This is a genomic window from Sphingobium xenophagum NBRC 107872, assembly GCF_000367345.1.
Classification (GTDB): Bacteria; Pseudomonadota; Alphaproteobacteria; order Sphingomonadales; family Sphingomonadaceae; genus Sphingobium; species Sphingobium xenophagum.
The window spans coordinates 1-24,924 of sequence record NZ_BARE01000047.1 but is presented as its reverse complement, the minus strand read 5'-3'; the positions used below and the strand labels follow the sequence as shown (position 1 = coordinate 24,924).

Annotated in this window: 25 protein-coding genes; 14 read left to right on the top strand and 11 right to left on the bottom strand. The window is 63.0% G+C overall.

Annotation, left to right across the window (positions count from 1 at the left end; genetic code table 11):
• Positions 1-7 precede the first annotated feature (7 nt).
• From SX1_RS17790 to SX1_RS17730, 12 genes are all read left to right on the top strand, one after another.
• Positions 8-496 carry a S26 family signal peptidase gene (locus SX1_RS17790; protein WP_019054094.1) on the top strand — a complete coding sequence of 163 codons (489 nt, stop codon included), beginning with the start codon at positions 8-10 and terminating at the stop codon, positions 494-496.
• On the top strand, positions 493-1,167 hold the full coding sequence (gene traW / locus SX1_RS17785) for a type-F conjugative transfer system protein TraW (RefSeq protein ID WP_255209788.1): 675 nt from the start codon (positions 493-495) through the stop codon (positions 1,165-1,167). Before SX1_RS17790 ends, traW begins: the two co-directional genes overlap by 4 nt.
• Entirely contained in the window at positions 1,164-1,430 is a 267-nt protein-coding gene (locus tag SX1_RS17780; RefSeq protein WP_019054092.1) for a hypothetical protein, read from the top strand. Before traW ends, SX1_RS17780 begins: the two co-directional genes overlap by 4 nt.
• Positions 1,427-2,449, top strand: coding sequence for a conjugal transfer pilus assembly protein TraU (gene traU / locus SX1_RS17775; protein WP_019054091.1), 1,023 nt, complete (start codon positions 1,427-1,429; stop codon positions 2,447-2,449). The genes SX1_RS17780 and traU overlap by 4 nt, the downstream gene beginning before the upstream one ends.
• A 14-nt stretch (positions 2,450-2,463) precedes the next feature.
• Positions 2,464-3,222: a type-F conjugative transfer system pilin assembly protein TrbC gene (trbC, locus tag SX1_RS17770; RefSeq protein ID WP_019054090.1), complete on the top strand. Its 759-nt coding sequence runs from the start codon at positions 2,464-2,466 to the stop codon at positions 3,220-3,222.
• A 1-nt stretch (position 3,223) separates the two neighbouring features.
• A complete protein-coding gene (locus SX1_RS17765) occupies positions 3,224-5,359 on the top strand; it encodes a conjugal transfer protein TraN (protein ID WP_019054089.1) in 2,136 nt (711 codons plus the stop codon).
• A 10-nt stretch (positions 5,360-5,369) separates the two neighbouring features.
• On the top strand, positions 5,370-5,759 hold the full coding sequence (locus SX1_RS17760) for a hypothetical protein (RefSeq protein WP_019054088.1): 390 nt from the start codon (positions 5,370-5,372) through the stop codon (positions 5,757-5,759).
• Positions 5,759-6,580 (top strand): conjugal transfer protein TraF, encoded by an 822-nt coding sequence (gene traF / locus SX1_RS17755; RefSeq protein ID WP_019054087.1) that lies wholly within the window; start codon positions 5,759-5,761, stop codon positions 6,578-6,580. The genes SX1_RS17760 and traF overlap by 1 nt, the downstream gene beginning before the upstream one ends.
• Positions 6,580-8,058: a conjugal transfer protein TraH gene (locus tag SX1_RS17750; protein WP_019054086.1), complete on the top strand. Its 1,479-nt coding sequence runs from the start codon at positions 6,580-6,582 to the stop codon at positions 8,056-8,058. The genes traF and SX1_RS17750 overlap by 1 nt, the downstream gene beginning before the upstream one ends.
• 13 nt (positions 8,059-8,071) lie before the next feature.
• Positions 8,072-11,113 (top strand): conjugal transfer protein TraG N-terminal domain-containing protein, encoded by a 3,042-nt coding sequence (locus tag SX1_RS17745; protein ID WP_019054085.1) that lies wholly within the window; start codon positions 8,072-8,074, stop codon positions 11,111-11,113.
• 497 nt (positions 11,114-11,610) lie between these two features.
• Positions 11,611-11,934: a type II toxin-antitoxin system PrlF family antitoxin gene (locus SX1_RS17735; RefSeq protein ID WP_019054084.1), complete on the top strand. Its 324-nt coding sequence runs from the start codon at positions 11,611-11,613 to the stop codon at positions 11,932-11,934.
• 23 nt (positions 11,935-11,957) lie between these two features.
• On the top strand, positions 11,958-12,416 hold the full coding sequence (locus SX1_RS17730) for a type II toxin-antitoxin system YhaV family toxin (RefSeq protein ID WP_026149890.1): 459 nt from the start codon (positions 11,958-11,960) through the stop codon (positions 12,414-12,416).
• Between the two features lie 36 nt (positions 12,417-12,452).
• On the opposite strand, the gene SX1_RS22915 is transcribed toward SX1_RS17730, so the two are convergent.
• The 7 genes from SX1_RS22915 to SX1_RS17695 form a co-directional block, all read right to left on the bottom strand.
• Positions 12,453-12,653 carry a DUF5818 domain-containing protein gene (locus tag SX1_RS22915; protein ID WP_019054082.1) on the bottom strand — a complete coding sequence of 67 codons (201 nt, stop codon included), beginning with the start codon at positions 12,651-12,653 and terminating at the stop codon, positions 12,453-12,455.
• A gap of 130 nt (positions 12,654-12,783) precedes the next feature.
• Positions 12,784-13,158 carry a hypothetical protein gene (locus SX1_RS17720; RefSeq protein ID WP_019054081.1) on the bottom strand — a complete coding sequence of 125 codons (375 nt, stop codon included), beginning with the start codon at positions 13,156-13,158 and terminating at the stop codon, positions 12,784-12,786.
• Positions 13,159-13,174: 16 nt separating this feature from the next.
• The gene (locus SX1_RS17715; RefSeq protein WP_019054080.1) at positions 13,175-13,378 is read right to left on the bottom strand and encodes a hypothetical protein; all 204 of its coding nucleotides are present in this window, start codon (positions 13,376-13,378) and stop codon (positions 13,175-13,177) included.
• Positions 13,368-13,655: a hypothetical protein gene (locus SX1_RS22910; RefSeq protein ID WP_019054079.1), complete on the bottom strand. Its 288-nt coding sequence runs from the start codon at positions 13,653-13,655 to the stop codon at positions 13,368-13,370. Before SX1_RS22910 ends, SX1_RS17715 begins: the two co-directional genes overlap by 11 nt.
• Positions 13,652-16,696 carry a MobF family relaxase gene (mobF, locus tag SX1_RS17705; protein WP_026149889.1) on the bottom strand — a complete coding sequence of 1,015 codons (3,045 nt, stop codon included), beginning with the start codon at positions 16,694-16,696 and terminating at the stop codon, positions 13,652-13,654. Before mobF ends, SX1_RS22910 begins: the two co-directional genes overlap by 4 nt.
• A gap of 3 nt (positions 16,697-16,699) precedes the next feature.
• Positions 16,700-19,051, bottom strand: a complete 2,352-nt coding sequence (locus SX1_RS17700; RefSeq protein ID WP_019054077.1) for a type IV secretion system DNA-binding domain-containing protein — start codon at positions 19,049-19,051, stop codon at positions 16,700-16,702.
• Entirely contained in the window at positions 19,038-19,328 is a 291-nt protein-coding gene (locus SX1_RS17695; RefSeq protein ID WP_019054076.1) for a hypothetical protein, read from the bottom strand. The genes SX1_RS17700 and SX1_RS17695 overlap by 14 nt, the downstream gene beginning before the upstream one ends.
• Before the next feature lie 427 nt (positions 19,329-19,755).
• On the opposite strand from SX1_RS17695, the gene SX1_RS17690 reads away from it, so the two are divergent.
• Entirely contained in the window at positions 19,756-20,028 is a 273-nt protein-coding gene (locus SX1_RS17690) for a hypothetical protein (protein WP_255209789.1), read from the top strand.
• A gap of 127 nt (positions 20,029-20,155) precedes the next feature.
• Here the strand turns inward: SX1_RS17690 and SX1_RS17685 are convergent, their stop codons facing one another.
• The 4 genes from SX1_RS17685 to SX1_RS23885 form a co-directional block, all read right to left on the bottom strand.
• The gene (locus SX1_RS17685) at positions 20,156-20,467 is read right to left on the bottom strand and encodes a hypothetical protein (protein WP_019054074.1); all 312 of its coding nucleotides are present in this window, start codon (positions 20,465-20,467) and stop codon (positions 20,156-20,158) included.
• Between the two features lie 432 nt (positions 20,468-20,899).
• Positions 20,900-21,943 (bottom strand): DUF2493 domain-containing protein, encoded by a 1,044-nt coding sequence (locus tag SX1_RS17680; RefSeq protein ID WP_019054073.1) that lies wholly within the window; start codon positions 21,941-21,943, stop codon positions 20,900-20,902.
• A 362-nt stretch (positions 21,944-22,305) separates the two neighbouring features.
• Complete coding sequence (locus tag SX1_RS17675) at positions 22,306-23,187, bottom strand: hypothetical protein (protein WP_019054072.1); 882 nt, start codon at positions 23,185-23,187, stop codon at positions 22,306-22,308.
• Between the two features lie 22 nt (positions 23,188-23,209).
• The gene (locus SX1_RS23885) at positions 23,210-23,548 is read right to left on the bottom strand and encodes a hypothetical protein (RefSeq protein WP_306302708.1); all 339 of its coding nucleotides are present in this window, start codon (positions 23,546-23,548) and stop codon (positions 23,210-23,212) included.
• A 316-nt stretch (positions 23,549-23,864) separates the two neighbouring features.
• Between SX1_RS23885 and SX1_RS17665 the strand changes: the two genes are divergently transcribed.
• Positions 23,865-24,854 carry a GSU2403 family nucleotidyltransferase fold protein gene (locus SX1_RS17665; protein WP_019054071.1) on the top strand — a complete coding sequence of 330 codons (990 nt, stop codon included), beginning with the start codon at positions 23,865-23,867 and terminating at the stop codon, positions 24,852-24,854.
• Positions 24,855-24,924: the final 70 nt, after the last annotated feature.

The window sequence follows — 24,924 nt, the reverse complement described above, 5'->3', positions numbered from 1 at the left end:
GCGGCCAATGCACCGCTGGCTCGCTATTGGCGGGCTAGCCTGCCTGCTGGCGGGCAGCTCGGCGCTGGCCGCGTGGCGGGACGAGCACGCAATCCTGATCAATACCACCGAATCGCTGCCCAACTGGGCGTTCTTCATCGACAAGCACCGCCGACCTCAGCGGGGCGATTTTGTCGTGTTCACGCCGCCGGTGACCCCGATCATCACCGCGCATTTCGGGCAGAAATCGCCGCCGTTCGCCAAGCGGGTTTACGGCATGCCCGGCGATCTCGTCACCCGCGAGGGCAATGCGGTCTTGATCAACGGGGCGGAAGTTGCCCGGCTCAAACCCCGTACCAGGCGCGGCGAGGTGCTCGTCCCGGGCCCCACCGGGCGAATCCCGGAACACTGCTACTACCTTGGCACGGCGCATAGTGACGGTCTCGACAGCCGTTATGCCGACATCGGTTTTGTCTGCTGGGCCCGCATCATCGGCACCGGGGACGCGATCCTGTGACCAGGGCCCGCCTCTTCGCCCTCGGCGCCTGCCTTGCTGCCATGACCGGATGGCCGATCGCCGCACATTTGCAAGCAGCCGACCACGGTCAGATGGGCGATACCTTTCCGATCATCGAGACCGATCTTCTGACCACGATCGAGGCTAAGCTGCGCGCGCTCGAGGCCTCGGGCGGGATCGCGGCGCTCCAGCGCCAGATGCAAAACCAGGCGGTAGCCAGCGTGCGGCGGCCCAAACCGGTCGAAGGGCTCTCGGCAGCGACAGTGCGGCGCGAATGGCTGTTCGATCCCTCGGTGGTCACCGAAGACGACATTCATGACACCAACGGCAACCTGATCGCCGCGCGCGGCACCAAGGTCAATCCGCTGGGTTTGGTGCAGCTGCGCCAGGACCTGGTGTTCGTCGACGGAAACAATGCCGCCGAAGTAGACTGGGCGTTGCGCAGCTGGAGCGATCTCAAGGCCAAGATTGTCTTTGTCTCGGGCTCGCCCTTCGATGAGATGAAGCCCCGCCAGCGCCGGCTCTATTTCGACCAGGGCGGCATGCTCGTCGCCCGCTTCGGCATCCGCCATACGCCCGCTGTGGTGAGCCAGTCCGGCGATGCTCTCAAGGTCGCCGAAATCCCGCTGGTGCGAGCGGCGCCAGGTCCCAGGGGAGGGCCAGCGACATGAAGCACCCTCTGCTCATCGCCGTGCTGACCCCAGGGGCTGCGCCCGAGACGCGCGGGCTCAGGATCATGCGGCTTGTCTGGATGGCGCTCTGCGCCAGCCTCGCGGGCGCGGTGCTCGGACTGCAAGCGCTCCTCGCGCTGCTTGGCCCGAAAGGTGCGCTCGTCGCGGCCGCGCTGTGTCTCGCCGCGCCGATCCATGGCCTGTTCTACTTCCGGGCCAAGATCCGCGCGGACGAATCCTTGGAGAGGGGGGAGGGGGCATGAAGGCGCTGCGCAAAGTCTTCGTCATGACGCTCGCCGTCCTGGCCATGGTCTTCGCAGGCCCAAGCCCCGCCCGCGCGCCATCGGTCACCTGCCACGGCAAGTTCGTCAATCCGATCACCGATGTCTGCTGGTCGTGCCTGTTTCCGCTGTCGATCGGCGGCCTCTCGATCTGGAAGGGCTCGCGGCCCGACCCCAAGAACCCGACCTTTCCGCTCTGTGCCTGCGGCTCGCCCATTCCGCGCATCGGCATTTCGGTCGGGTTCTGGGAGCCGGTGCGGCTGATCGATGTGACCAACAAGGCCTGGTGCTTCCCCAATCTTGGCGGGATCAGCCTCAACCCGGGCTTCGATATCGGCAACGGCCATGTCCAGGGGCGCAGCCAGGTCGGCGGTAAGACCCAGAACAGCTCGCAGTGGCAGTCGCACTACTACATCTACCCGCTGCTCTACTGGATGGAGATCCTCACCGATTTCCTCTGTTTCGAGCAGACCACTTTCGACGTCGCCTATGTGACCGAGCTCGATCCGCTGTGGCAGGATTCGGCGCTGACCTCGATCCTCAATCCTGAAGTCGCGCTTTTCGCCAATCCGATTGCCGCGGCGGCCTGCGCTGCGGATTGCGTGGCTTCCACCGCGAAACTGCCGATCGACCAGATGTTCTGGTGCGCGGGTTGCAACGGTTCGATGTACCCGCTGAACGGTCATGTCCCGGCCCATGTGACCCAGGTCCAGGCCTCGCGGCTCGTCGCCGAACGCATGCTCTACAAGGTTCACCGCCAGGCGCTCGCCTGGGGGACGATGGGTTCGAAGGCGCTGTGCCACAAGTACCTGATGTCGGTGATGCGCAAGCAGCAATACCGGCTGCAGATGACCAATCCCATCTCGACAGTGAAGGGCCGCTACGCCTGCGCACCCATCGGCGCGACCACGATCATTCCGCACACCGGCAAGTCCTTCCCGGTGAAGGGCGAGGACTTTGGCTACCTCGTCTGGCGCAAGCGCAACTGTTGCATGCTGTGAGGAGCGCGCGCGCCATGATCCGGAAGCTGCCCCGGCCCACGCTTGCCGGTATGGCGGGCTTCCTTGCACTTGCCGCAGTCTCGGCGGCGCTCGCCCAGACAGTCGGCGACCTCGATCTCGGCGCGATCAAGACGCGCGGGACCGAGCAAGTGAAGGAGGCGCAAGCCTTCGTCGACGAAGTGGCGGGCAGGGGCGAGGCGCACCGGGCCGAGGCCGAAGAACTGAGGGATGAAGGCCTGAAGGCGGTTTCCGAACTCGATCCCGCCAGTCTACCCAAGGGTCCGGCGGGGCCAGTGGACTTCGACGAACTGCTGAGCGGCGCTGCCGCCAACACGCGCGCACCCATGGGCGAGGGGCCGCTGTTCACGGTCTTTGCCAGCCTGTCGATGCCGCAGGCAAGCCTGAGTGCCCTGATCCGCGACACGACAAAGGCCGGGGGTGTGGTCGTGTTTCGGGGATTTCCGCACGGCAGCACCAAGGCCTTTGTCGAAGGTTTGAAGCGCGTGGTCACTGATCAGGCGCAGGAAGCCCACATCGCGATCGACCCTCGGCTGTTTCGCGCATTCAAGGTCACCGCCGCGCCGACCTTCGTGGTGACGGGCCGCGCATACGAGCTGTGCGACGGGTTCGATTGTTCGAGCGCAGCCCCTGACCATGACCGCATGGCGGGCAACGTCACGGTCGAATACGCACTCGAGAGCTTTGCTTCGGCGCGCGGGCCAGGCGCCGGTGTCGCCGGTGTCGCGCTCGCCAACTTGCGGAAGCGGGACTGATATGCGCGCGCACTCCCTCCCGCGGCGGGTCAGGTCCTGGCTCACGCCAGCACTGCTGCTCTTTGGCGCGGTCCTCACCGCCGTGCCAGCAAGCGCGCAGGTCTATATCCCGCCGCCCGACGACCTGATCGAAGATCTGCCTGTCCTGCCGTCCGCGATCGACCCTGGCATCGCGCCGCCCGCACCGCCGCCCCCTTCCGCGCCTGTGACGATGACAGCGGACGAGGCCAAGGCCGAGGCGCGTGGGCTTGGAAGCACGCTGCGCGGAGCCTACGAAGGACTGACCCAGGCTCCGGGCGCAGCCGGGCAGATTCCAGGCTATCAGGACACCTATCCGGGCCAGACGAGCTATTACACCAACTCCGAAGCCATGCAGAGCGATGGCGCGGTGGCGGGCTGGAACAGCGAGGCCTACCAGACCGCCAATTCCACAACGCGGCCGACGGTCGATATCACCCGCGGCGATCTTTCTCGCGCCACCGCAATCGAGGCAGATCCGAACGCCTATCTGGACGGCATGAGCGCCGATGGTTCGACCGGATCCTGCACGCCGCTGCCGCCGGGCTCGGGCGCAGCCAATACCGCCGAATGGACCTGTCATGTGGGTTCAAGCGTGGTGGAGCAGCCACGGACCTGCACCCGCAGCCTGGCAGTCGCTGAATGGAACGACACCCTTTACCAGTATCTTTGCGTTACAGCTGCCGGTTTCGATGGCTGCGCATCGCTCGCCGGCAATGCCATGTGCCACAAGACCGCGAGCTATCCGGTACCCGAATATGGCCTGACGGTCGATTATTACGACTGCGACAGCCCGGTCAGCGATCCGGGCGCCTACCTCATGGGCACGCTGCCAAAGCCGCCGCCTGCGGGCGCATTTCAGGTCGTGAGCAATGTCTATCGCTGCAACCGCGAGGGGATCGCTGCTGCCCTGACCTTCGATCCCGTCACCGGCACGCCGCTGCAATACCTGACTGGCCTCCAGCAATGCGGCTCGATTGGCTCGAATGCCAGTTGCACGGCCACCAGCGCCACCGCAGCTGGCCTAGCTGAGCGCTCACTTTGCAAGACCTGGGACTTCATCGGCGATCCTTTCGGCGGCGGCTCGCTCTATTGCCTTGAGCCCGCCGTGCCCGAGGAAGTCTACGTCTGCACCGCAAATGTTGCGGGGATGACGGCGGAAAGCTCGATCTCGAAATGGTTCGTCGAGACCTGGACCGACAACGCCTGCGCCATCGACCTTGGCTCGTGCACCTATGCCAGCGAGCAATGCACTGCGGTAAACGAGACGCGGGTCATCAGCGGCGTGGCAGTCACCCGGCCCTGCTGGGAAATGACCGAGACCTACCAATGCCAGACCGTGGTCGGCGGCGGTAACGATTGCGGGACGCTCGAGGCCACGGCAGGCTGCTCGCAAACCCGCGAAATATGCCTCGACGATCCGCCGCGCAGCGATGGCGCCTGCGACGTGCTCGAGCGCGTCTACACCTGCCCGATCCCGGGCACGGTCCAGGAACCTACCCAGTATATTTGCGGCGGCGACGTCTACTGCGTCAACGGCGAATGCGAGGCCGTTGAGCGCGAGGCTTCCGACGAGTTCAAGGATGCTGTCGTTGCCCTGAACGCGCTTGGCCAGGCCAATGCCGAGTTCGATGAAGCCGCCCTCACGCTGTTTCGCGGCACGCGAGAGAGCTGCTCCCACAAGGTCTTCGGGCTGTCGAACTGCTGTTCGGGCAAGGGCATTCCGCTCCTGACCCCCTGGTTGTGCTCCTCGGCCGAGAAGCTGCTCGACGAAAAGGACGATGCCGGGCTCTGCCACAAAGTCGGCACTTATTGCTCATCGAGCTTTCTTGGCATCTGCGTCACCAAGAAGGACGTCTACTGCTGCTTCCAGTCGAAGATCAGCCGCATCCTCCAGGAGCAGGGCCGCCCGCAGATCGGCAAGCCCTGGGGCAAGCCCAAGACCGAAACCTGCGAAGGCTTCTCTATTTTCGAGTTCCAGCAGCTCGATCTTGCTGCGATGGATTTTTCCGAGGTCTACGCCGACTTCATGGAAGCCGCGAAGCTCCCCGACGAAGCCGCAGCCCTCGTCCAGATCCAGCAGAAAATCGCCGACTATTACGCCGCGCACAAGCCGTGAGGAGATCGTCATGACCAAAAAATTCGAGAAGCAGCCTCCCGGCGACGTGCGTGCGTTTGAGGTCGGCGGCAGCCTGCTTTGGCCCAACATGACCCTGTCCGAATTCTTCGTCGTCTTGGCTTTGTGCCGCCGCGGACCTTCGACCTCTGCCGAGGTCGCACGCGAGGTATCAACCTGGCTTGACGCGCCGCTTCCTCCCGGTGGCCTCAAGCGAACGCTGCACGTGGTGGCTGGGCTGGGCTGGGCGCGCCACACCGAGGGAGTTTACGCGATCAGGAGCGCGGGGATCAAGATCATGCGCAGCTGCCATGTCGCCTACATGCGCATGTTGGCTGGCGGCCCGGCACACTCGGATGCCGCCGTTCACAAGTGCTGCGTCGAAGAATTCGAAAGGTCCTGATGATGCTCCAGCGTCCACGAATATCGCTCGCGGTGCTGGCCGCTCTGCTGGCAGCACCCACCACTCTGGCGATTGCGGCTGACCGGAACGGCGACGGCGTTGAAGTCGAACAGCAGGAAGACGCGCTGTATTGCAAGGAGCGCAGGCTCGGCACCTGGTTCTACTGCGAAAAGCCGAAGGAGACGCCGCGGACCACTGCCGTACCGCAAGCGTCCGCGCGGGATCGTTTGGCCGCGATAAGCTCCAGTCTCGAGGAGCTGAAAGCGCGCGCGATCCTCGAGCCGAGCCCCGAGAACGTCACTGCCTATGTCCGCTTCCAGCGCGAGCAGCTCGACCGTTCCTCGATGTTCGCCGACGTCTGGCAGCGCGCACTGTGGCAGGATCCAGGGCTCGACTACACATTGCAGCGCCCGGTTTCGACGCTCGGCAAGCGGGCGTGGATTGACCAGCGCAAGGGCGACCGCGACCTGGTCATGGCCCAGCTCTCGCAGCGCTACGGAGTGTTCTACTTCTACGCCTCGAGCTGCGGGGCCTGCGACATCTTCTCGCCGATCCTCAAAGCCGTCAGCGACAAATACGGGCTCTCGGTGCTCGCCGTCTCGATGGACGGCGGCCCTTCGGCGGTCTTCCCCGGCTACATGGTCGATACCGGTCAATACGAGCGCCTGGGCATGGGCACCGACCGGCAAGTGCCCGCGCTCGTCCTGTTCGACAGCGTGACCAAGCAGCCCATGCCGATCGGCTACGGCATCCTCAGCCAGGACGAGATCATGGACCGGGTGTTCCAGCTGACCCAGGTTGCCGCCGGGAGTGACTACTGATGCGCAATTCTCGTTCCTCCCACCGCTGCGCAATCAAGCTTCAGCCCCGGTTTGCCGGCGTCTCGGCGCGGGTGCTCAGCTCCCTGCTCGCCGGCTCGATCGTTCTCGCATCGCCGGCCCCGGCACTCGCCGGGGTCGAGGGTGAGATGCAGAGCTTCATGTCCGACATGGGCGTGCAGGGGAACGTCACGGGTCCCAGCGCCTACCAAGGCCAGTCAGCGGGCTACTATTCGGGCGGGGCGGTCTGGTCGCGGTTTCCGCAAAAGAACATCCAGCCCTTCAATATCCAGTTGCCGCATGCACGCGCCGGCTGCGGCGGCATCGACCTGTTCGCCGGCTCGTTCTCGTTCATCAACACCGCCGAACTCGTGGCCATGCTCAAGGCCACCGCCAACAACGCGCTCGGCTTCGCCTTCAAGCTCGCCATCGACACGATCTCGCCCGAGATCGGCAAGGTCATGGATGAGCTTGCCCAGAAGGTGCAGCAGATGAACCAGATGAACATCTCGAGCTGCGAGACCGCGCAGGCGCTGGTGGGCGGGCTGTGGCCGACTTCCGACACCGCCTCCTCGGTGATCTGCGAGGCGATCGCCAACAGCCAGGGCGCGGTTGCCGACTGGGCCAAGGCGCGCCAGCAGTGCAACAACGGCGGCCAGCGCGAGGCCCTGAAGGGCGCAAATTCCGACCCGGACATGCGCGAACAGGCCGGGATGCCCAACAACTACACCTGGGAGGCTTTGGGCAAGAAATACGGCGGGTTCGATGCCCAGTTCCGCGAGTTCCTGATGACGCTGGTCGGCACAGTGATCTACGACCCCAATGGCACTGGCGGCAAACCGCGCGTCCAGTTCATCGGCCCGGCGGATAGCGCGCTGATCAGCGCCATGCTCGATGGCACGTCATCGACGCCGCACAAGGTCTGGAGCTGCGGCTCGGATACCAGCAAGTGCATGAGCCCCAGCGAGATCGACATGGTGATCGGGCCCAACGCGGCGATCAAGACCAAGGTGCGCGCGCTCATCGAGTCCATGGCCCTCAAGGTGCGCGACCCCGGAGCCTCGCTGACGACGGGCGAGGTCCAGCTGCTCGGTATGGCGAGTGTGCCGGTCTACAAGATCATCACCGTGAGCGCGGCCGCAGAATTCGGAATCTCTGCCCAGGAGATCAACGACCTTTCCGAAATCGTTGCGGTCGATCTGGTCACCACAATGACCATGCGGTTCATCGACATGGCAATCAATTCGCGGTCCGACTTCAACGGGGCGGACGCGGATAGCTTGCGCGAATGGCGTGAGGGGCTTTACGAAACCCGCCGCAACTTCCTCGGGATCGCGGCGCGCACCTCTGACCGGTTCGACCAGACCTTTGCGTTGATCCAGCGCACACAGATGCTGGAGAAGACCCTGCGCACGCAATTGAGCCCGCAGATGTCGGCGGCGCTGCGCTTCTCGCGCACCTTGAACCAACAGGTCCAGTAAGGGGCGCTGGCGGATGCTCGAGGTCTTTACGGTCGGCGGCGGCGACTATCTCGTCAATACCTTCAACGCCATCGCCGCCTGGACCGGCTCGGGCGGGTTCAAGTCGTTGATCCGGGTCGTCATGGTGATGGGGCTGATCTACGCGCTCCTCATCACCGCGATGGACCTCGACTGGCGCGCATGGTTCCGCTGGTTCATCCAGTCGACGCTGATCTACCTCGTGCTCATGGTGCCGACGGTCACGATCAAGGTCACCGACCGCATCAATCCGGGCCTCGCGCCCGCAACTGTCGCCAATGTGCCGATCGGGCTCGGCGTCATGGCCTCGTTCACCAGCCAGGTGAGCGACTACTTCACCCGCACCGCTGAGACGGTCTTCGTCATGCCGGCCGCTCTCAATTACTCGAACGGGGGCTTCGTCTATGGCGCGCGGATGTGGGACAAGGTGCGCGGGTTCGAGATCCGCAATCCCGTGTTCAAGGCCAACTTGGACGGCTACCTCAAGCAGTGCGCCTATTACGACATCCTGCTCGGCACCAAGAGCTTGAAGCTGCTCAGCGAGTCGACCGATCTCTGGGCCGACCTTGGGGTGGGTGCCGCCACCAACCGCGGCATGAAGTATCTGACCGATACCGGGGGAGGGACGGTCGATATCGAGGGCAAGACCTGCGCCGAGGCCTGGGGCCTGATCGATGCGCAGTGGGACACCGAGATCAATGCCTATGCGCTGCCTTTCGCGCATTCGATGTACCCCAAGCTTACCCAGGCCGCCGCCGGTGCAAAGCTCGCCGCCGATGTTCCGGTGGTCTCGCAGCTGCTCACCGGCAGCGCCATGACCCGCAACCAGTTCTTCAAGCAGAAGAGCATGGTCGATGCTTTCGAAGCCGCCCAGCTCGACTTCGGCAATGCCGACAGCGATTCCTTCGCGCTCCAGCGTGCCGACGCCCAGACCCGCAATGCGATGACGACTGCGGCCGAGCAGGGGCTGATCTGGATCCCGGTGCTGAACGTGGTGCTGACGGTGGTGTTCTACGCGCTGTTTCCGATCGTTTTCCCGCTGCTGCTGTTTCCGCGCAGCGGCATCGCGACGCTCAAGGGCTATTTTGCTGGGTTCTTCTACCTTGCCGCCTGGGGACCGATCTACGTCCTCATTCACATGTTCATCATGGACCGCCTTGCTGCGCAGACCAATGCGGCCGCTGCGGGCGGGGTGAGCCTCGTGAACTGGGCCGGGATCGATGCCGTCAATCAGGACGTCGCCACCATGGCGGGGTTCCTGATGATGTCGGTGCCGGTGCTTGCGCTCATGGTGATGCGTGGCACGATGTCGGTCGCATCCAACATGGGCTCGATGCTCGCCCCCGCGCAGGGATCGGCCGACGCGGCTGCGCTCGAACGAACCACTGGCAACTATGCCTTCGGTGATGTCAGCCATGGCAATCTCAATGCGAACAACCGCCAGATGACGCAGTGGAACCAGGCGCCCAACCTCATGGCCGGGGCCGCCCATTCAGGATTCCGGGGCGATGATGGCCGCATGTACCATCAGTACGGCGAGGGCCACACGGTGATCGACAGCAGCGGGGCCATCTCGCAGCTGCCGTTCAAGGCGTCGATGACGCGCGGCTACGCCAGCGATCTCAGGAACCAGGGCCAGTGGTACATGAACGAGGCCGAGCGGATCGAGAACGGCACCTCGGCGACCTGGAGCAGTTCGCGCGGAACATTCGGCAGCGCAGTCGCCGCCAGCAGCGAGGTCAGCGGATCGCGCAGCGAGCGCGGGGCGCGTTCTTCAGACACGCATAATGTCGGCGGCAATGTCATGGTCGAGGGCTCGTCGGGCAAGTCCACGCGCGAAGTCACGAATGACGATCTGATCCTGCGGCAGGGCAACAGCCGTTCGAGCGGGAATTTTTCGGCGAGGACCTTCGGCACAAGTGCGTCGCTTACGGGCACAGGCACAATCGGAACGCCGCTTGAAGGTGCGATCGGGAGTGGTGTGTCTGCCTCGATGTCAGCGGCACTGTCGGGCCGAAAGGAGACCGGAGACAATGCGAGCGCAAACTCCGAGCGCTCCGCCACCAACCAGGTCACGCGCGGGACGGACAAGTCCGAGGATGTGGGCAGCCGGGTCGTGGTCAGTGGCAACAGCGGCGATGTGCAATCGTCGGGCACATTCAGCCAGAACTCGGAATATTCTGACGCCAGCCAATCACGCACAACAACCGATGGCACAGATTGGCGGATAGCCGAGGCCGACGAGCGGCGCGCGGCTGCGGCGCGCTACCGAGAGATTGGCGGCAGGATGATGTCCGAAGCCAGCTACGCGGAGAGCCATGGATTCCAGGTGTCGAGCGACATGTCTAACCTGATCCAGGATCGCTACGAGACCCTTCAGCGGGAACATCCCGAATGGCATCTTCCCGACATCTCGAACCCGCGCCTCGACTACCGCGATCTCGCAAGGCGCGATCAGGCCATCAGCTACATCATGGATGACCTGATGAGTGATTTGCGCAATCGGCGCATCGACGAACTGGCGGACGTAGCCGATATTGCTGGCAAGGGTGCGCTTGGCAGCAATGCCGAGCTAGGCATGCCAGGCAGTGTTGCACTGCCACCTTCTGGCAGCTCGTCGGCTCTCGTAACTTCCCCCTTGGAAGGAGGAACGCTTCTGAAGGCTCCCGACGGACCGGTCGATGGAGCGAGGCTAGCGCGCGAACTCGGACTTGGTGTGAAGAATGGCGCACGCCTCAGTCGCATGGATGGCGATCTCGTTCCAGCAATGGGAGTCGTTGCCGACGAGGCGCGGGAGCTTGGCTTGCCTAGGCCGGTCGTAACATCTGGCAACGACAGTACCCAGCATGTGGCTGGGTCTGCGCACTATGCCAACCGTGCGCTCGACTTCAGGGGCAACAACATTTCGGATGAGCAGGGAGAGCAATGGGCAGAGCGCGTGCAGCAACGCCTCGGCTCATCATACTCTGTGGACTTTGAGCGGTTCCCCGACAATCCGGCTCGGGACCATCTGCATGTCGCGAAGCGCTCAAGCTGAGAGTAAATCTACCCGAAGACATTCGCCATATATGCGAGCGCTGCACCTGCTATGACCATAAAGACCGCCAGCGTCATAGTAAGGGGGCTGCGCCCAGCCTGACCTTCGCCGCGAAAAGTCGGCAGCTGTTGACCCGTAACGTGATCGAAATGCCCGGGACGCGGATAAATAGGTTGCCCATCCAGTCCGTATCGATCGTGGTCCATGGTGGGGCTCCTTGCTCTGGCAATCGATACCCTGTTCGGACCGATTTTTCAATGATGTGCCAGGAAAAAGGGTAAGCCCCGCCGCCCATTTCGCACCCCCGTACTCCTCGGCGCATAGCGCCGGATCTGGTGACGGCAATTACGCGATCTCAGGCGCGTGCGGTGATTGAGCGCGCTATTCTCCGCAAATATTGCGGCGATTGTCATCCCGGCGGTCTCTAGGTTGCCGAGCTCGCGGCTTGACAATGTAAGAATTATTCCTTACCTTTTGGTTGTCACATGGAGAGTATCATGGCAATCGCGCTCGAGGAAATCAGCACCATCACCGCGAAGGGACAGACGACAATCCCCAAGGCGGTGCGTCAGGCGCTGGGCGTCGGTTACGGCGGCCGCATTGCTTTTCGCGTGAGCGATGGCGGCGTGACCGTTTGCCGTGCGGATAGCGATGAGGATCCGGCAGTCGAGAGCTTCCTGAACTTTTTGGCTGCCGATCTGAAACAGCACCCTGAGGCTGTGAAGGCGCTTTCGCCCGATCTTGCCGCCCGCATTGCTGCGCTGACCGCAAATATTCCAGTCGATCTCGATGACCCGATCGACGGTAACGTCTCGCTTTGAGCAACGACCGGGGGCTTGCTCACGTGATCACGGTCAACGGTTGGACACTTTACGCGCATCCAATGTTTCTCGCTCAGCTCGAGAAGCTGACGAGCGCCAGTGAGCGCGCCCGCGGAAAAGACCCGATTGCCTATACCACCAGCGCCGACGCCAAATTGCTTGCCGCAATACGCAAGCTGGTTTTCGAGGTGATCCCCGTCGATCCCTCACGTCCTGAGTTCCGGCAAGGCGGCACCCTAGGCCGGGAGCGCAAGCACTGGTTCCGGGCAAAGTTCGGAAATGGCCGGTTCCGGCTGTTCTTCCGCTACTCGACTGCCGCAAAGATCATCATCTTCGCCTGGGTCAACGACAGCAACACGCTGCGCACCTATGGCTCAAAGAGCGATGCCTACGCCGTTTTCAAATCCATGCTCGACAAAGGCAATCCTCCCGAAGATTGGGAGGCCCTATTGGAAGCATGCACGGAATTGGCCGCAGGCTGATCCGGGACCAACCGATATCCGACCCAAGTCCAGCTTTCAGGCGTCATTCTGCACTTCGATGTAGTCGACCTCGATCCGGTCGATATCGACGACACGACCGCGAATGCGCACCTGGCCATCCACGTTGTCAGGCACAGTGCCATCGGCAAATCCAATTCGCCAGCTGACACCTGCGTCGTCGCGCAGGATCGGCCAGACAATCGAGCGCGCGATCGTCGCTACTGCCCACATCATCATCGTTGAGCTCGACCCGATCGGACGGTTCGAGCATGTAGACGTATCGCTTCACGACCCAATTCTCCATGTAGCCTCTGTGCATCCAGTTCGGCGCGGCCCGGTGGGAGGCGGCCCGGACCGCGCCTTCTGGTCAGACGGAGGCCTGCCGGTCGATGCAGTGAATGCAGTCGGCCGCAGACGCTTCGCTGGCAGAATGGAGATGACGGACAGCGCCCTTGTCGGGACAATCGGCACAATCCGGCTGCCCGGCATGAGGGGAGGGCCGCTTCATCGCCTTGATCCGCGCCTTGATGGCCTCGACTGCATCTCGCGTGTTCACGCCTGCTTTCGCACTGGCTTCGGCGGTCAGGGCATCGGCGACGCGCTGCAACTCCTGCCTGCGGACCGCAGTAACTGCGGCGGCAGGCTCAATCGCAGTCTCGCCAAGGCCGGAGGCCGGCTCAGCAGCCAGCGAAGGCTGGGCACCCGCGGCAAGAAGCGCGAACAACAGGAATTTCAGTTTCATGGGTGGTCTCCTGGTTTCAGAAAAAGCCGGTCCGGCGACCATATGAGAGGTCGCTGGTTGCAGAGTCCCCGAGCGCCGACCGGCGCACGCTCAGGGTAACGCCCCGACTGCCGCGACTGCGGTAGTGGAGGTCGCGGACATCGAGGTTGTTTCGTTCCGCCCAGTCCTGGGCGTCGCGTTCGTTGGCAAAGTCGCCGATTTCCTGATGGTCATAGGACATCCGTCAGGTCCTCTTCTGGATTGGCGCGGCCGGGCGCACTGGTTGGGGCTGGGTTCAAAGCGGCGATTTCGGCCAGTCCGTCGGGTAATGTCGGGCAGAGCGCAACGAATGCAGCGGCTATCGCGACCGCGACCATCGCCCAGACCGCAACCTCCTGAACATCGGACCCGGGCGCAGCGAAGGCGAGCACCGCAAGCCAGATGAGGGCGGCCTGACAGCCATCGAACAGCCGGGTGGCGCTCTCTTTGGTGAAGGCGGGAATGGGCCGGCGCCTCACAGATCGAGCCCCAGCGATTTTTCGGGAACGGGGAGTTGCCGCACCGGTGCCTCTGGCACCGGACCCAGCACCGCATCGAGCTTGGCCCTGAGCTCCGGGCTCATGCGCAGTTCGGGAACCTGGCGGGTTTCGATGGGATTGGCCTGTACGGCGTCAACTTCGACCTTGCCGGTCACCTCAAGCGCCGAGGTCTTGTTGCCCGGTGTGCGGTCGAGCTGGAACTTGAGGGCACCGAGATCATCGGTGACAACATGCATGTCGTCGGTGGCGCGGGTGTTGAGGACATTTTGCGTCCGCTGGGTCGCAAGGTTGCGCTGGGACGATGAGATCACCTCGATTGCATGGGCCTTGGTCATGCCCTGCGCCATGTGGGCATTGAGCGCGTAGCCAAGATCGAGACGGCGCAGCATGGGGTCACCCACGGGCAGGGTAAGCTGCCGTTTGTCGGCAAGCTCGACCGTGACCGCGTCAGGCTTTGCCTCGATCACCTTCGCATAAGTCGACTTGGCAATGTCGCGGACGGCATCCTTGTCACGCCAGAACACTGTGTCGCCATCATGGATCCGGATCGACTTCTGGTCATAGAGCCCGAGCCGGTCGAACTTGTGGTTTGGGTCGATCCGGTCGGGATCGAAACTCAGGCGCTTGCCGCCCTTCTCGAGCGTGACCTTGCCGTCCTTGCGAATGTCGAGAATCGCATATTCACCGCGCGAGAGGCCAATCTCGCGCACATCCATCCGCGCCTCGAGGACCTGGCCGCGCCGGTAGGTTGAGGCAAAGCGCAGTTCCTCGCGGCTGACGTTGGCGCTCTGGAGCGTTGTAAGCGCGATGCCTTCGCCCCCCAGCGCGCCTTCCTTGAGCAAGCCCGCCTGAACGAGGGTGTTGATCTGGGTCCGGTCGTCGCGCCCGGCGGTGAAAATCGCTGTCGCCTCGCGCTTCTCCGGACTCAACGACAGCCAGAGCTCGGCGGCGCGCGCTACGTGGTTCTGACCCGCCTCGATCACCCGGCCGTGCGCCGCCAGCAGATCAAGCGCGAGGCTGGCATGGCCTTCGTTCGAGAGCCCCGCAACCGCCAGCAGGAGCGGCGAATTCCTCTGCCGGATGTTCGCGTCCATCCGCACGGTCGCCTGGCCTGCAGCCTGCGATACCGCGAACATCTTGCCTTGCTCGATCGCCGACAATTGCTGGCGGTCGCCCATGAACGGCGCCTTGGCGACATCGAGCTGTTCGGCAATCGCGGTGAGCCGGAGCATGTCGCGCGAGGAGACCATCGAGGACTCGTCAGTGATGATGACGGTATTGCTTAGCGCTGCTTTGGAGGCTTCGAAGCGCTCGCCAGATCCCTGGGCTGCCGCCGAACCATGCCTGTTGATGAAACCGGCGATGGTCCAGGCCTCGATCCCGGCTTCCTTCATCTGCTCGACCGACATTGTGCCTGAAGCACCGCCGCGCAGATCGGCGACCATCTTGTTCTGAAAGGCGAGGCCGATCAGCTTGACGCCTTCTGCGCCAAGCACCTTGTCGAGCGCACCAAGCAGGGTCGACTTGCCGGCGCCCGCAACGCCCTGGATATTAAGGAACCGGTCGGTGCCCGAAAGGATCGCAACGCCGGCGGCTAGTTGGCCTTCGTTCAGCTGCCAGCTATCGACGCCGGCCCGCTCGAGCCCGAGTTCGCGAGCGGCCTCCTGAAGCCGGGCCATGGCGAGGTCGGGCGCCATGAAAGCGCGGCCCTGGCCGGCACCGGCATCCAGGCGGTCCAATATCTGCTGTTCGCGCGCCAGCGCCTCAGGCGTCGTCACCAAGTCGTAGTGGCCGTCGGCGCGTTCAGACTTGCCGGGAATGAGGTGGCCGTCCCGGACCAGTTCACCGATCCGCGTGACCACGGCCTCACCCTCGAGGCCCTTGATCTGAAAGCCGAGTGCGCTCGCCAGGATGGCATGGGGTGAAAATGCCGCTTCCCGCTCGGAAAGGTGCCGGATAGCGGACGCGGTCGCGTGCTGGGCCTTGATGGTTTCAGCGGGGAGGAACAGTGCGGCCGTCCCGCTGACAGCCAGCGCGCTCGGTGGACGCATGGCCGCACTGATCCGCTCTGCGATCTCGGCGAAGGCCTGAGAGGCGGTTTCCCGGAGCGATGGCCTGGCCTGGTGCTGTACCCGCGCCATGGCCTCGGCGACGAGCGGCTTGCCGTCGAAGCCCAGTTCGGCGGCGCGGGTCTTCCAGCCCTCGACCAGCGCGGTGCGATCTTCGACCACAAGTTTGGGATCGCGGGTATAGAGCGTGATCTGCTTCTTGATCGCCAGAGTGGTGGCACCGGTCTCGGCGATCTTGGCCTCGATCTCGGCCGCGCGGGTTGAAAACGCCTTGATGACCTCGCCCGGCACGCCCTTGATTTCGAAAGCGCCGTGCTTGCCGGCGGCCTCGGTCTCGTAGCCGAGCTTCTGCAACTGGGCGCGGAAGGCCGCATGGTAGTACTGGCCGATCGTCGTATTGTTCTTCCAGATCTCACCGTTCCACAGTGCCTTCCAGTTGCCCTTGAGATCGCGGGTGAGGTTGGCGACCACGGCATGGATATGGCCTTGCGGATCGAGCGCGCGGCTCGTGTCATGGGCAAAGAGAGCATAGACGAGATTGCCGGTCCGCTCGGGCTCGCCATTGCGGCTGCGTTCGTAATTGCGGGCCTCGGCGAACTGCTTTTCGACAAGCTGCACCATGGTCGAACGCACTGCGGCCAAGTGCGCATCGAGAATCCGCCGGTCGCCCGAGACCAGTGCCAGGATCGAGGCAGACTTGGGCATGGAGAAGGTAAGATCGAGGCCTAGGCGGCGCCCCTCGACCTGCCCGACCTTATCGCCATCTGGCAGATGGCCGTTCAAGATCGCCTCGAACGCATCCCTCTCGACCGGACCCGCAAGTCCCAGATCGCGCGCACCCTCGCCAGCCCAGACCCCGGCTTCCGCGTTCTCTTCAGCCGTGTAGTAGTTGTCGTTTGCGAAATAGTCGGCGGCGCCGCTCGAAGACCGCACTGCTGCAATGGAGTGCATGGGCTACATCTCCATTCCGTCATCCGGGCCGTCAGCGAGGCCGGGACCATGCACCTCGGGGCCATTAGGGCCGCCTGCGGAGCGTTCAATCCTGCTCTCCGGTTCGAGCGCTTCGCCAAGCTCGCGCGCGGTCTGACTGGCGCGCTGCCCAGCAGTCTTGGCCTGTGCACTCGGCGCCGGTTTGGTTGTACTTTCGGCGTCGCGGGTTTGCGCCTGCGCATCGATTGGCGAACCGCCGGGACGGAATATCATCGTGTTGCCGAGACTGCCTGCAGCGACCGGGCTGTCGCCTGGCATGGATCCGGCAGGAGGTGCAGCAACATCCACCTGCGGCGCAGACGTTGGCGGCCTCGGCAGGCCCTCATCGCGGTCGAGTTCGACCTTGGGCTCGAGCTCGTCCTTGGTTTCTCGGCCACCACCTTCTTCGTCTGCATCGTCGTCGCTGGCGGGCTTCGCGAACTCGATTGGCTCGACATTCTCGCGTAGGATGTAGCCTTCGGCGACCGCCGGGTAGTCCTTATAGGTGAGCTTGATCCGCGCGGCATCGAAGCCCTCGGGGAATACCAGGAACCCGCGCAGCGAGGGCAGCTTCATGATGTCGTCGGGGAGCACCAGAGGCTGGACTTCGGAGCGCGGGGTAATTGTCGCGGCGTCGCGGATGTTGGAATAGCCGTAGCTGTAGGCCTCATCCATCATGCGCACCTCGCGGTGGCCGATGTAGTCCGAACAATGCTCGGCTGTGTCGCGATCGGCGGCGGCCAGAATGAGCTTGGTGCGCGCCAGCGAAGAGAGGTTCTGCGCGCCTTCCTTGCCGTAGGTCTCCGACAATTTGGCGAAGGAATGGATGCCGAGAACGAAGGCTCCGCCGAATCCCCGTGCGGTCTGCAAGCCGTCCTCGATTGCAGGCAGGCGGTGCAGCGCATGGACCTCGTCGAAGAAGAACCAGGTGCGCAACGAGCGCGTGCGCGGCAGGCGCATCAGCGTGTGCACTGCCAGGTTCATCCAGAGCGAGAGCAGTGCGCGGTTGAGGACGAGTTCGTTGTGCGAGGAGGTGATGAACAGGATGCTGCCCGGCTTGTCATCGTTGCGGATCCACGTTTGAATCGAGAAGGGCTCCTTGCCCTCAGGCAGGAAGCGCAGCGCCTGGGCATTGGTGTTGAACACGGCCCGGATCGACTCTGCCATCTTGGCCGCTTCGGGCGCAGTCAGGGGATCGGCGACGGTGTTTTCGAGCATCTTGTGGACCTCCTTGAGGTCCGCCATCATCAGCCGGCTGGCCAGCGCCTGGTTGGTCGCCTGGCCATCCTTGATGAGCTTGATGCAGGTCTCGACAAACAGCGTGCGCGCAGCGAGCATCCAGAACGGCTCGGCCCCGCCGCCATCGGCCGGAAGCAGGGCAGCGGCGATACCGGTAAAATCGGCATGGTTCTTCGCCTCGCCGAACACCGACCAGGACGGGCAACGCTCATCCATCGGGTTGAGGATCACGTCGGTCTGGGGATTGTAGAACGCCTCGACGTAGGCACCGGTGAGGTCGAAGACGACGGCGCGATCGCGGCGCATACGCATCTGGGCAATCAGCGCGCGCATCTGGGTGGTCTTGCCGGTCCCGGTCGAGCCAATCATCATCGTGTGCGACTGTTCGGTACGCCAGGGGAAGGCGACCCCGGCGAGCGAATAGGCGTGGTGAATGCCGGCCGCTTTGCGCGGGGCAAGTGGCATCGCCATGACCTCGTCGAAGCTCATGTCGGGAAGCCGCTCGGCGATTTCCTGTTCGAGCGCAGCCCGGTTGTGGGCATTGATGACGGCTGCCAGTTCTGCGCCGTCGACCAGCATTGCACCGCGCTGGTGACGCTCTTCAAGGATCGACTTGCCGCGCCGCTTCGAGAAGTCGACGAACCAGATGGCGAGCGGTACGGCGAGGAACAGCGAGATGAACAGCGAGCCCCAGACCGCGCGCATCATCCGGTTCCAGGCGATGGCAACATCAGGGTGTGAGGCGACCATCGAAATCGGCGCAGGGATCACTTCGCCAGAGGGCAGGGTGAGGTTGATGACCTTGCCGGGATTGAACTCCATGAACCCCCATCCGGCAGCATAGATCCGCATGAGGATCATCTGCACTTCATGTTCGTGGAGACGCAGCGCGAGCGCGACCGAGAGCACGAGGAGGAAGGTGAAAAACCACACCATGAAGGGCAGGCGCGCGGAGGCAAACCACATCAGGAATTCGTGGGTGATGAGCTGCGATCCGCGGGTGAAATCACCGGCATTGCGCGGCATGGTCCCGCGCGCGGAATGGTGCTGCAGCTTGCCCGGCCGAGCGCGGTCGGACCAGGTGTCAGGCCCCGCCATGGAAGGCCTCCATGCGCCGCTCGGCTTCGGTCAGAAGTTCGGTGTGCACCTCGGGGTATTCGCGCTGGACGATGAGGTCGAGCGCGAGGAAGGTATACTCGGACGAGAATTGACGCCGGCGATCCTGCTCGGATGAACCGGAAAGGTCATCGATGAAGCGCTCGATGGCGATTCGCAGAAGCTTCGATCGGGAGATATTGCGCGAGACCGCAGCGGCATTGGCCGCCTCGGCAACGGGTCCGGGAAGCCGGACCGAAATCAGGACTGTTTCTGTCATCACCAACCCCTTCGAAAAGGGCCCGGTGGAGATTGCGCCTGGATGTTTTAGGCCATCGCTGATGGCTTGGCAAGGGAAGGGGGAGCCGGTGCCTGTCGTATTCAAATGTATTACGCGCAAAATGGCGCAATTGCGTCGTCCCCAATTGTGTTCAGCAATTATCACACATTGTGATACAGGGATGGCATTGCTGTATACGCGCGCAGTTATGCCAATTTCTCCTACTGCCGTGCAGTGTACGGTCTGCACCTTTACCCCTTGATCCGATGCAATTTGGTTCGCGTTGGATTTCTGGTGTTTTCAGGATCGAGGATCGGGCCTTCAGGGCCAGTCTCTAGGCGCAGCAGGCGTATTCTATGCTTCGCAGGCGGCGGCAAATTGCAGGTGGTTTTAACAAGAGGACTTGCCAACAGGCTATGGCGTTGTGATGCTTTTGCCGGGAGGTTTCAGCGCCAACCTACGAGGTATCATCATGGCCAGGAAAGGAAGTCTTGAAGCGGAACGACAGGCAATCGCAAGGGAGCGAAACGCGCTGGAAGCGCGCGAAGCGAAGCTGCGGGAAAGCGAGCAAAATGCCATGGCCGAACTGCTGAGAAAATCGGCACTCGGCAAGGCACCGTTCGAGCGGGTTGAAGCCTTCTTCGCCGCACTCGGAAGGCTCGGCCTGGACGAAGCGGAAAAGCGCTTGGCGAAAAGCTGAAACCGGTCTCGCAAGAGACCAGCACAGCCGGGGTTCGATGCCCCGGCTGTGCTTTATTCAGGCTCACAAAAAAAGGGGCCGGAGAGCCCCTGACGAGCCCTCCGGCGCCGTTCGAAGTTTCTGCATGTCAGAACGGGCAGTCCGCGTCCCATTCGGGATCCATCACCACGCTCATGAAGCTTGCGGCGCGGGCGATGTTCGCCTCGTCGAAATCGTCTGCCATCATGCCGGGCACCGTATGGGCGATCCGGTCGATCAGATGCTGGGGCAGCGCATTATAGTCGCCCTCGTCGATAGCGACGAAGCAGCCCTCGTCGTCCTCGATAACGTGCTGGTCGAAGAAGCTGTGCTGGGCCCGGACGGTGGCGGCGCGCAGTGCGGCGTCATAGCTGATGGGATCGAAAGCCGGGATGTCGAGTGCGGTCGTAAGAGCGTTCATGTGAGCCTCCTGTCAAAATCATTGAAGAGGCCTCCGAAAAGATGACCGAGCTTGGCCCGGGTCAGGAACGGGCCGCCCGCGGCCCGCCGCGAAGCGGGGGTGGGGGTGCCGATTTTTCTGGAGCGCAGGCGCAGCCGGAGTGGAGGAAAAATTGGGGGAACCGCCCTTCTTGACGCGGGCCAATGGCGGTCATCATGCTTGGAATTCTGCGAGAGTTTTAACCCCTGTTGGTCGACGCCACCGGTGGGTCCAAGCGCTGGCCTGCTGCCCGGCCGATGCGAAGGCTGGGAACCGGGCAGGCCGACAGGCCGTCACCCGGGGGCCAGCGAGCGAGCCGGGGCAGACCAGGGGCGTTCCAGGCGACAAAAAAGAAGGGCATCCGGCGGTTAGGCCGGACACCCTTCGGTAAAGTCGGATCACGTTGTTTCCCGCTCAGAACGGCGGGAGATCGTCGCCATTGACCGTGCGCTTTGCCCCGCCGCGTTCTGCCTGAGCCGGGGCCTTTGACCGGGCCGGGGGAGCCTCGTTCTGGGCACCTGCCTCGCGCACGATGTGCAGCGGTACGCGCGCCTCGCGCAGCCGGTCGGCGAGGTTCGCCTGGATGCCGCCGCCGTTGCAAACCACCGCCTCGACCGGTTTGAAGCTGAGCATGCGCGCATTGCGTTGGTAGGGCGCCGAAGGACCCCGCGAGGCATCGGGCTTGCACAAGATGACGGGGACGTTCTTGCTCGATGCCCAGGCCGCCGCGATCACGTCAGCGCCCTTGTTCTGTGCGGTCGTTGCCAGCACCATCGAGGGGATGCGCGTCCGGATTGCGTTGAGGTAGTCTTCAACCTGAGCAATATCGGTGAACTGCTGCCCGCCCGAGAACACCACGACCGGGCCCGTGGGCGCAAACTGTTCCCGTCGCTGCGCCTTTTGCGCGGCCAGGTAATCGCGCGCCTCGATCATCGAAGCATTGGTCTTGGACGACACCCGCGAGCCGCGCACCGGTGAGAAGGGACGACCGGTCTCCACGAGGTAGATCTTCGCGGCATGGTCGCGCATGCATTCCATCGCGTCGCGGCACTCGGCCAGACTGCGGGCCTGCATCGTGAGGTCTTCCAGATCGGTCGCATAGACTTCGCTCGGATCGTATTCGCGCAGCTTCTCCTGCAGCCGGTTCGCCATCGAATCCTCTCGGGTATCGAGACGCCTGGCCACCACGTGGAAGCTGTTGGCAATGCCCCAGGCGACCTCGCTTGCCATGTCCTCCATCCGGGTATCGCGGAACAGGTCGAACACCGTTGCCAGCATCATCTCGATTGCCGCCTGCGCCACATCCGGATCGGGCATTTCGGCAGCGCTCGGTTCATGCTCGATCGAGAGCTTGGCAAGCTCGGTCTGCTCCATGAATGCGGCAGCATAGTCGGGAGTGGCGATTTCCCGCGCGTAGTGTTCGGCGAGATCGGCGAAGTTCGAGAAACGGTCCGTCATGATAACCTCCAAAAGGAATTGTCTCTCATCACGCTGATGAAAGATGCCCATCGGAGGGACGCCGGAGTCAGGCAGTCAGGGACGGCGGCGCGCACGCGCTGCCGCCGCTTGGCAAGCGGGCGTGGGGGGAGCCGATTTTTGCTCGCAAGGCGGTAGCCGCAGCAGGTAAAAATTGGGGGGCACCCGCGATCCTTGACGGCCGCCAATCTCCCAGGCGTCATGCTATGGCGATGCTGATTTCGCTCAGCCACCGAGATGAGAGAGAGATTACGGTTTTGCCCCCGAACCCCATTTGGGCGTTCGGGGTTAACCGCAAAACGCATTACGCGTTGGGCTGGACTCGTTGGGCTGGCTGGGCCCGGTCAATCGTTCTGGAGATGGTCGGAGATCTTACCCTGAATGTCTGTAGCTATCGCCCAGTAGAGGTCATACTTTGCGCCCTCCATTGATTGGGCGTCAGACCGGAATTCGAGCTCCTGATCCAGTTCGTGGCCATTCAGATCGATCATGACCGGATGCCAATGGTCGTCGCAAGGGGCAATGCGGATCGCCTTCCCGATCGCCGCCAACGACTGATCCACCAGATCAATGACGTTTTGCGCTTCGACTGTTACAGATGGCGAAAATGCGCGGAGCGGAACGACATTGGCGTATGCCTTGCGCAGCGCCGCATTGTCCCGCAGCATTTCTTCATCGATGCGATCGAACAAAGCGTCGTCGAACGCTTTCCCGAAAAACTCCGGGAAGAGCTCTCTGACCTCATTTGTGTGCGGGTATTTCTTACGACGCTCGATCCGGCGAGCGTCGGGAGCGGCCACATCCGATGATGGCCGCTTGCGCCGGCTGAGATGATAGGATGTCATCGAACCTGCACGCGCGATGCGTTCCGATTGGGTTTCCGCATCGAAATACGGCCACTCTGGCGTAGATATATAATCGACGATCAGTGTGTGCCGGTAGTCCCGACCAGCAAGCCTGATATCGATGTCGTATTCCAGCGCTCCTGAAAATGGGTGATCGTGAATGCCGTGATCTTCTGCGGCCTCGTGCCTTCGATCGACAAACCGGCCAGTTTTTGCATCGTCGAGATCAATGCCCAGAGCATGCAGAATGTCGATGAGGCGCGATTTAGGGAGCCGGCTTACTTGCGACAGTGACTCGACGTGCTCGAGAATGTCCGGGTGGGCACGCAGCGCAAAACGTACGTTCTGTCGCTCTTCCGCTGTCAATGTGAGCTTCTGCATACCGCCTCCGTCAAAGGCATGGTTATGCCCATCCTGTCCAATTGTCCAGCTTCTTGGACAGTTGGACAGGAGCCGACGCAGCGGCAAAGGTCAGAGGCGGTCGAACACCGATCCCATGCGCGGGGAGAACACGTTCGTAGGTCTTGAGAAGATGCGTATCGGTCATCGCCGCGACGACGTCGCAGATGACCCGGAGGTCGCCGCCAACGGCATCGTACTTCGCGAGTTCTTCGCGCGGCAGCAAACGGGCGGGATCGGCCTGCATCACCTCGAAGACGGCGACTACCATTTCCTGGCCCTTGAACTCGAGATGCTGAACGGCAGGCGAGGTAATCACCGTGATCGGCAGCGCCAGCAACAAATGACGGCCCCCTTGCCGGAGCAAGTCAGTCGGCGCGTGGCCCGGTGCATCGCACGGGCGCGGGACGGCGACGGAGCCGAAGGCAAGAGTGCCGGCGGCCCAATGCAGGGAACGCCGCACCCGCAGGAGCGCGCCCACCGGGCGCGCGGAACCGAGTGCGTCCAACTCGACAGGGCCGCTCATTCTTCGGCATGAAGGCCGGTATCGCGATTGATTTACCCTGCAATAGGGAAAAAATGACGATTTGCAGGGTAACCCTTGTGTTTTGGCAATTTACCCTGCATTTTGCCGATATGCGTAACTTGCAGGGTAAAGCATGAACTTCCAGCCATTCACCGACGAGCAGGCGAGGGTGATCGTTAATCTCGAACAGGCCTACCAGGTCTGGATGGAGGCTCTGCGCACGTTGAACGATCTGCCATACAACATGCGCATCAAGGAGGTGTCGGGCCGGGAGTATCTCTACGAAGTTACCGACCGGCGCGGGAGCATGAAAAGCAAGGGGCCGGTGGATCCCGAAAAGCTGGTCGAGTTCGACCAGTACAAAACCGAAAAGGCGCAGCTGAAGGATCGTCTCGCCCGGAGCAAGGATACGCTCAAGGAACAGGCCAGCCTTTACCGGGCGCTGCGCCTGCCGCTGCTGCCGGCGGAAGCCGGCAAGATCCTGCGCGAGGCAGACCGCCTTCGCTTCCTCGGTGAGCAGGCCATGGTTGTCGGCACCAATGCACTGATTGCCTACGCACTCGAGGCCAACGGTTTCATTCGGGATGCTCCTGACGAAACCCTCGATTTCGACATGGCTCTGACCGGGCTCGATGCCAACGAAGAGCGACCGACCTTGTGGAAGGTGCTCAAAGAGGCGGACATGACCTACTCGGTGAACACCGAGCGGCCATTCCAGGCCCGCAATGCGAAGGCCTACGAAGTGGAGATCCTGTCCGCACCGAGCCGCATCGGCGGACAGATCGCGCAGGATCGGCCTCGGCCGATTCCGCTCCCCGAGCAGGAATGGCTTCTGAACGGCCGGCGGGTTGACCGGGTGGTCGGTGTTCGTGACGGCGAGGCTGCGCGCATGGTCGCGCCCGACCCGCGATGGTTCGCGCTGCAGAAACTCTGGATGGCGGCAAAGCCCGAGCGCGCCCCGCAGAAGCAGCCCAAGGACCGCAAGCAGGGCATTGCGCTGCTCGACGCCGTTTGGGTCGCCATGCGGCATTACCCGTTGGACGAGGCGTTCTACGAAGAACTGCCCGATGCTTTGAAGCCGCATTTCGAGCTTTGGGAAGCCAATAAGCCACAACGCGGCTGAGCAGGATAGGCCCGGTGGAACTCAGGGTGACATCTCTATGTTGGAGAGGTCGTCCAGATTGATAATAATA

Coding starts and splice junctions, on each gene's coding strand:
- SX1_RS17790 (WP_019054094.1), top strand. CDS start 8: ATGCACCGCTGGCTCGCTATTGGCGGGCTAGCCTGCCTGCTGGCGGGC.
- SX1_RS17780 (WP_019054092.1), top strand. CDS start 1,164: ATGAAGCACCCTCTGCTCATCGCCGTGCTGACCCCAGGGGCTGCGCCC.
- traU (WP_019054091.1), top strand. CDS start 1,427: ATGAAGGCGCTGCGCAAAGTCTTCGTCATGACGCTCGCCGTCCTGGCC.
- trbC (WP_019054090.1), top strand. CDS start 2,464: ATGATCCGGAAGCTGCCCCGGCCCACGCTTGCCGGTATGGCGGGCTTC.
- SX1_RS17765 (WP_019054089.1), top strand. CDS start 3,224: ATGCGCGCGCACTCCCTCCCGCGGCGGGTCAGGTCCTGGCTCACGCCA.
- SX1_RS17760 (WP_019054088.1), top strand. CDS start 5,370: ATGACCAAAAAATTCGAGAAGCAGCCTCCCGGCGACGTGCGTGCGTTT.
- traF (WP_019054087.1), top strand. CDS start 5,759: ATGATGCTCCAGCGTCCACGAATATCGCTCGCGGTGCTGGCCGCTCTG.
- SX1_RS17750 (WP_019054086.1), top strand. CDS start 6,580: ATGCGCAATTCTCGTTCCTCCCACCGCTGCGCAATCAAGCTTCAGCCC.
- SX1_RS17745 (WP_019054085.1), top strand. CDS start 8,072: ATGCTCGAGGTCTTTACGGTCGGCGGCGGCGACTATCTCGTCAATACC.
- SX1_RS17735 (WP_019054084.1), top strand. CDS start 11,611: ATGGCAATCGCGCTCGAGGAAATCAGCACCATCACCGCGAAGGGACAG.
- SX1_RS22915 (WP_019054082.1), bottom strand. CDS start 12,653: ATGATGATGTGGGCAGTAGCGACGATCGCGCGCTCGATTGTCTGGCCG.
- SX1_RS17720 (WP_019054081.1), bottom strand. CDS start 13,158: ATGAAACTGAAATTCCTGTTGTTCGCGCTTCTTGCCGCGGGTGCCCAG.
- SX1_RS17715 (WP_019054080.1), bottom strand. CDS start 13,378: ATGTCCTATGACCATCAGGAAATCGGCGACTTTGCCAACGAACGCGAC.
- mobF (WP_026149889.1), bottom strand. CDS start 16,696: ATGCACTCCATTGCAGCAGTGCGGTCTTCGAGCGGCGCCGCCGACTAT.
- SX1_RS17700 (WP_019054077.1), bottom strand. CDS start 19,051: ATGGCGGGGCCTGACACCTGGTCCGACCGCGCTCGGCCGGGCAAGCTG.
- SX1_RS17695 (WP_019054076.1), bottom strand. CDS start 19,328: ATGACAGAAACAGTCCTGATTTCGGTCCGGCTTCCCGGACCCGTTGCC.
- SX1_RS17690 (WP_255209789.1), top strand. CDS start 19,756: ATGCTTTTGCCGGGAGGTTTCAGCGCCAACCTACGAGGTATCATCATG.
- SX1_RS17685 (WP_019054074.1), bottom strand. CDS start 20,467: ATGAACGCTCTTACGACCGCACTCGACATCCCGGCTTTCGATCCCATC.
- SX1_RS17680 (WP_019054073.1), bottom strand. CDS start 21,943: ATGACGGACCGTTTCTCGAACTTCGCCGATCTCGCCGAACACTACGCG.
- SX1_RS17675 (WP_019054072.1), bottom strand. CDS start 23,187: ATGCAGAAGCTCACATTGACAGCGGAAGAGCGACAGAACGTACGTTTT.
- SX1_RS17665 (WP_019054071.1), top strand. CDS start 23,865: ATGAACTTCCAGCCATTCACCGACGAGCAGGCGAGGGTGATCGTTAAT.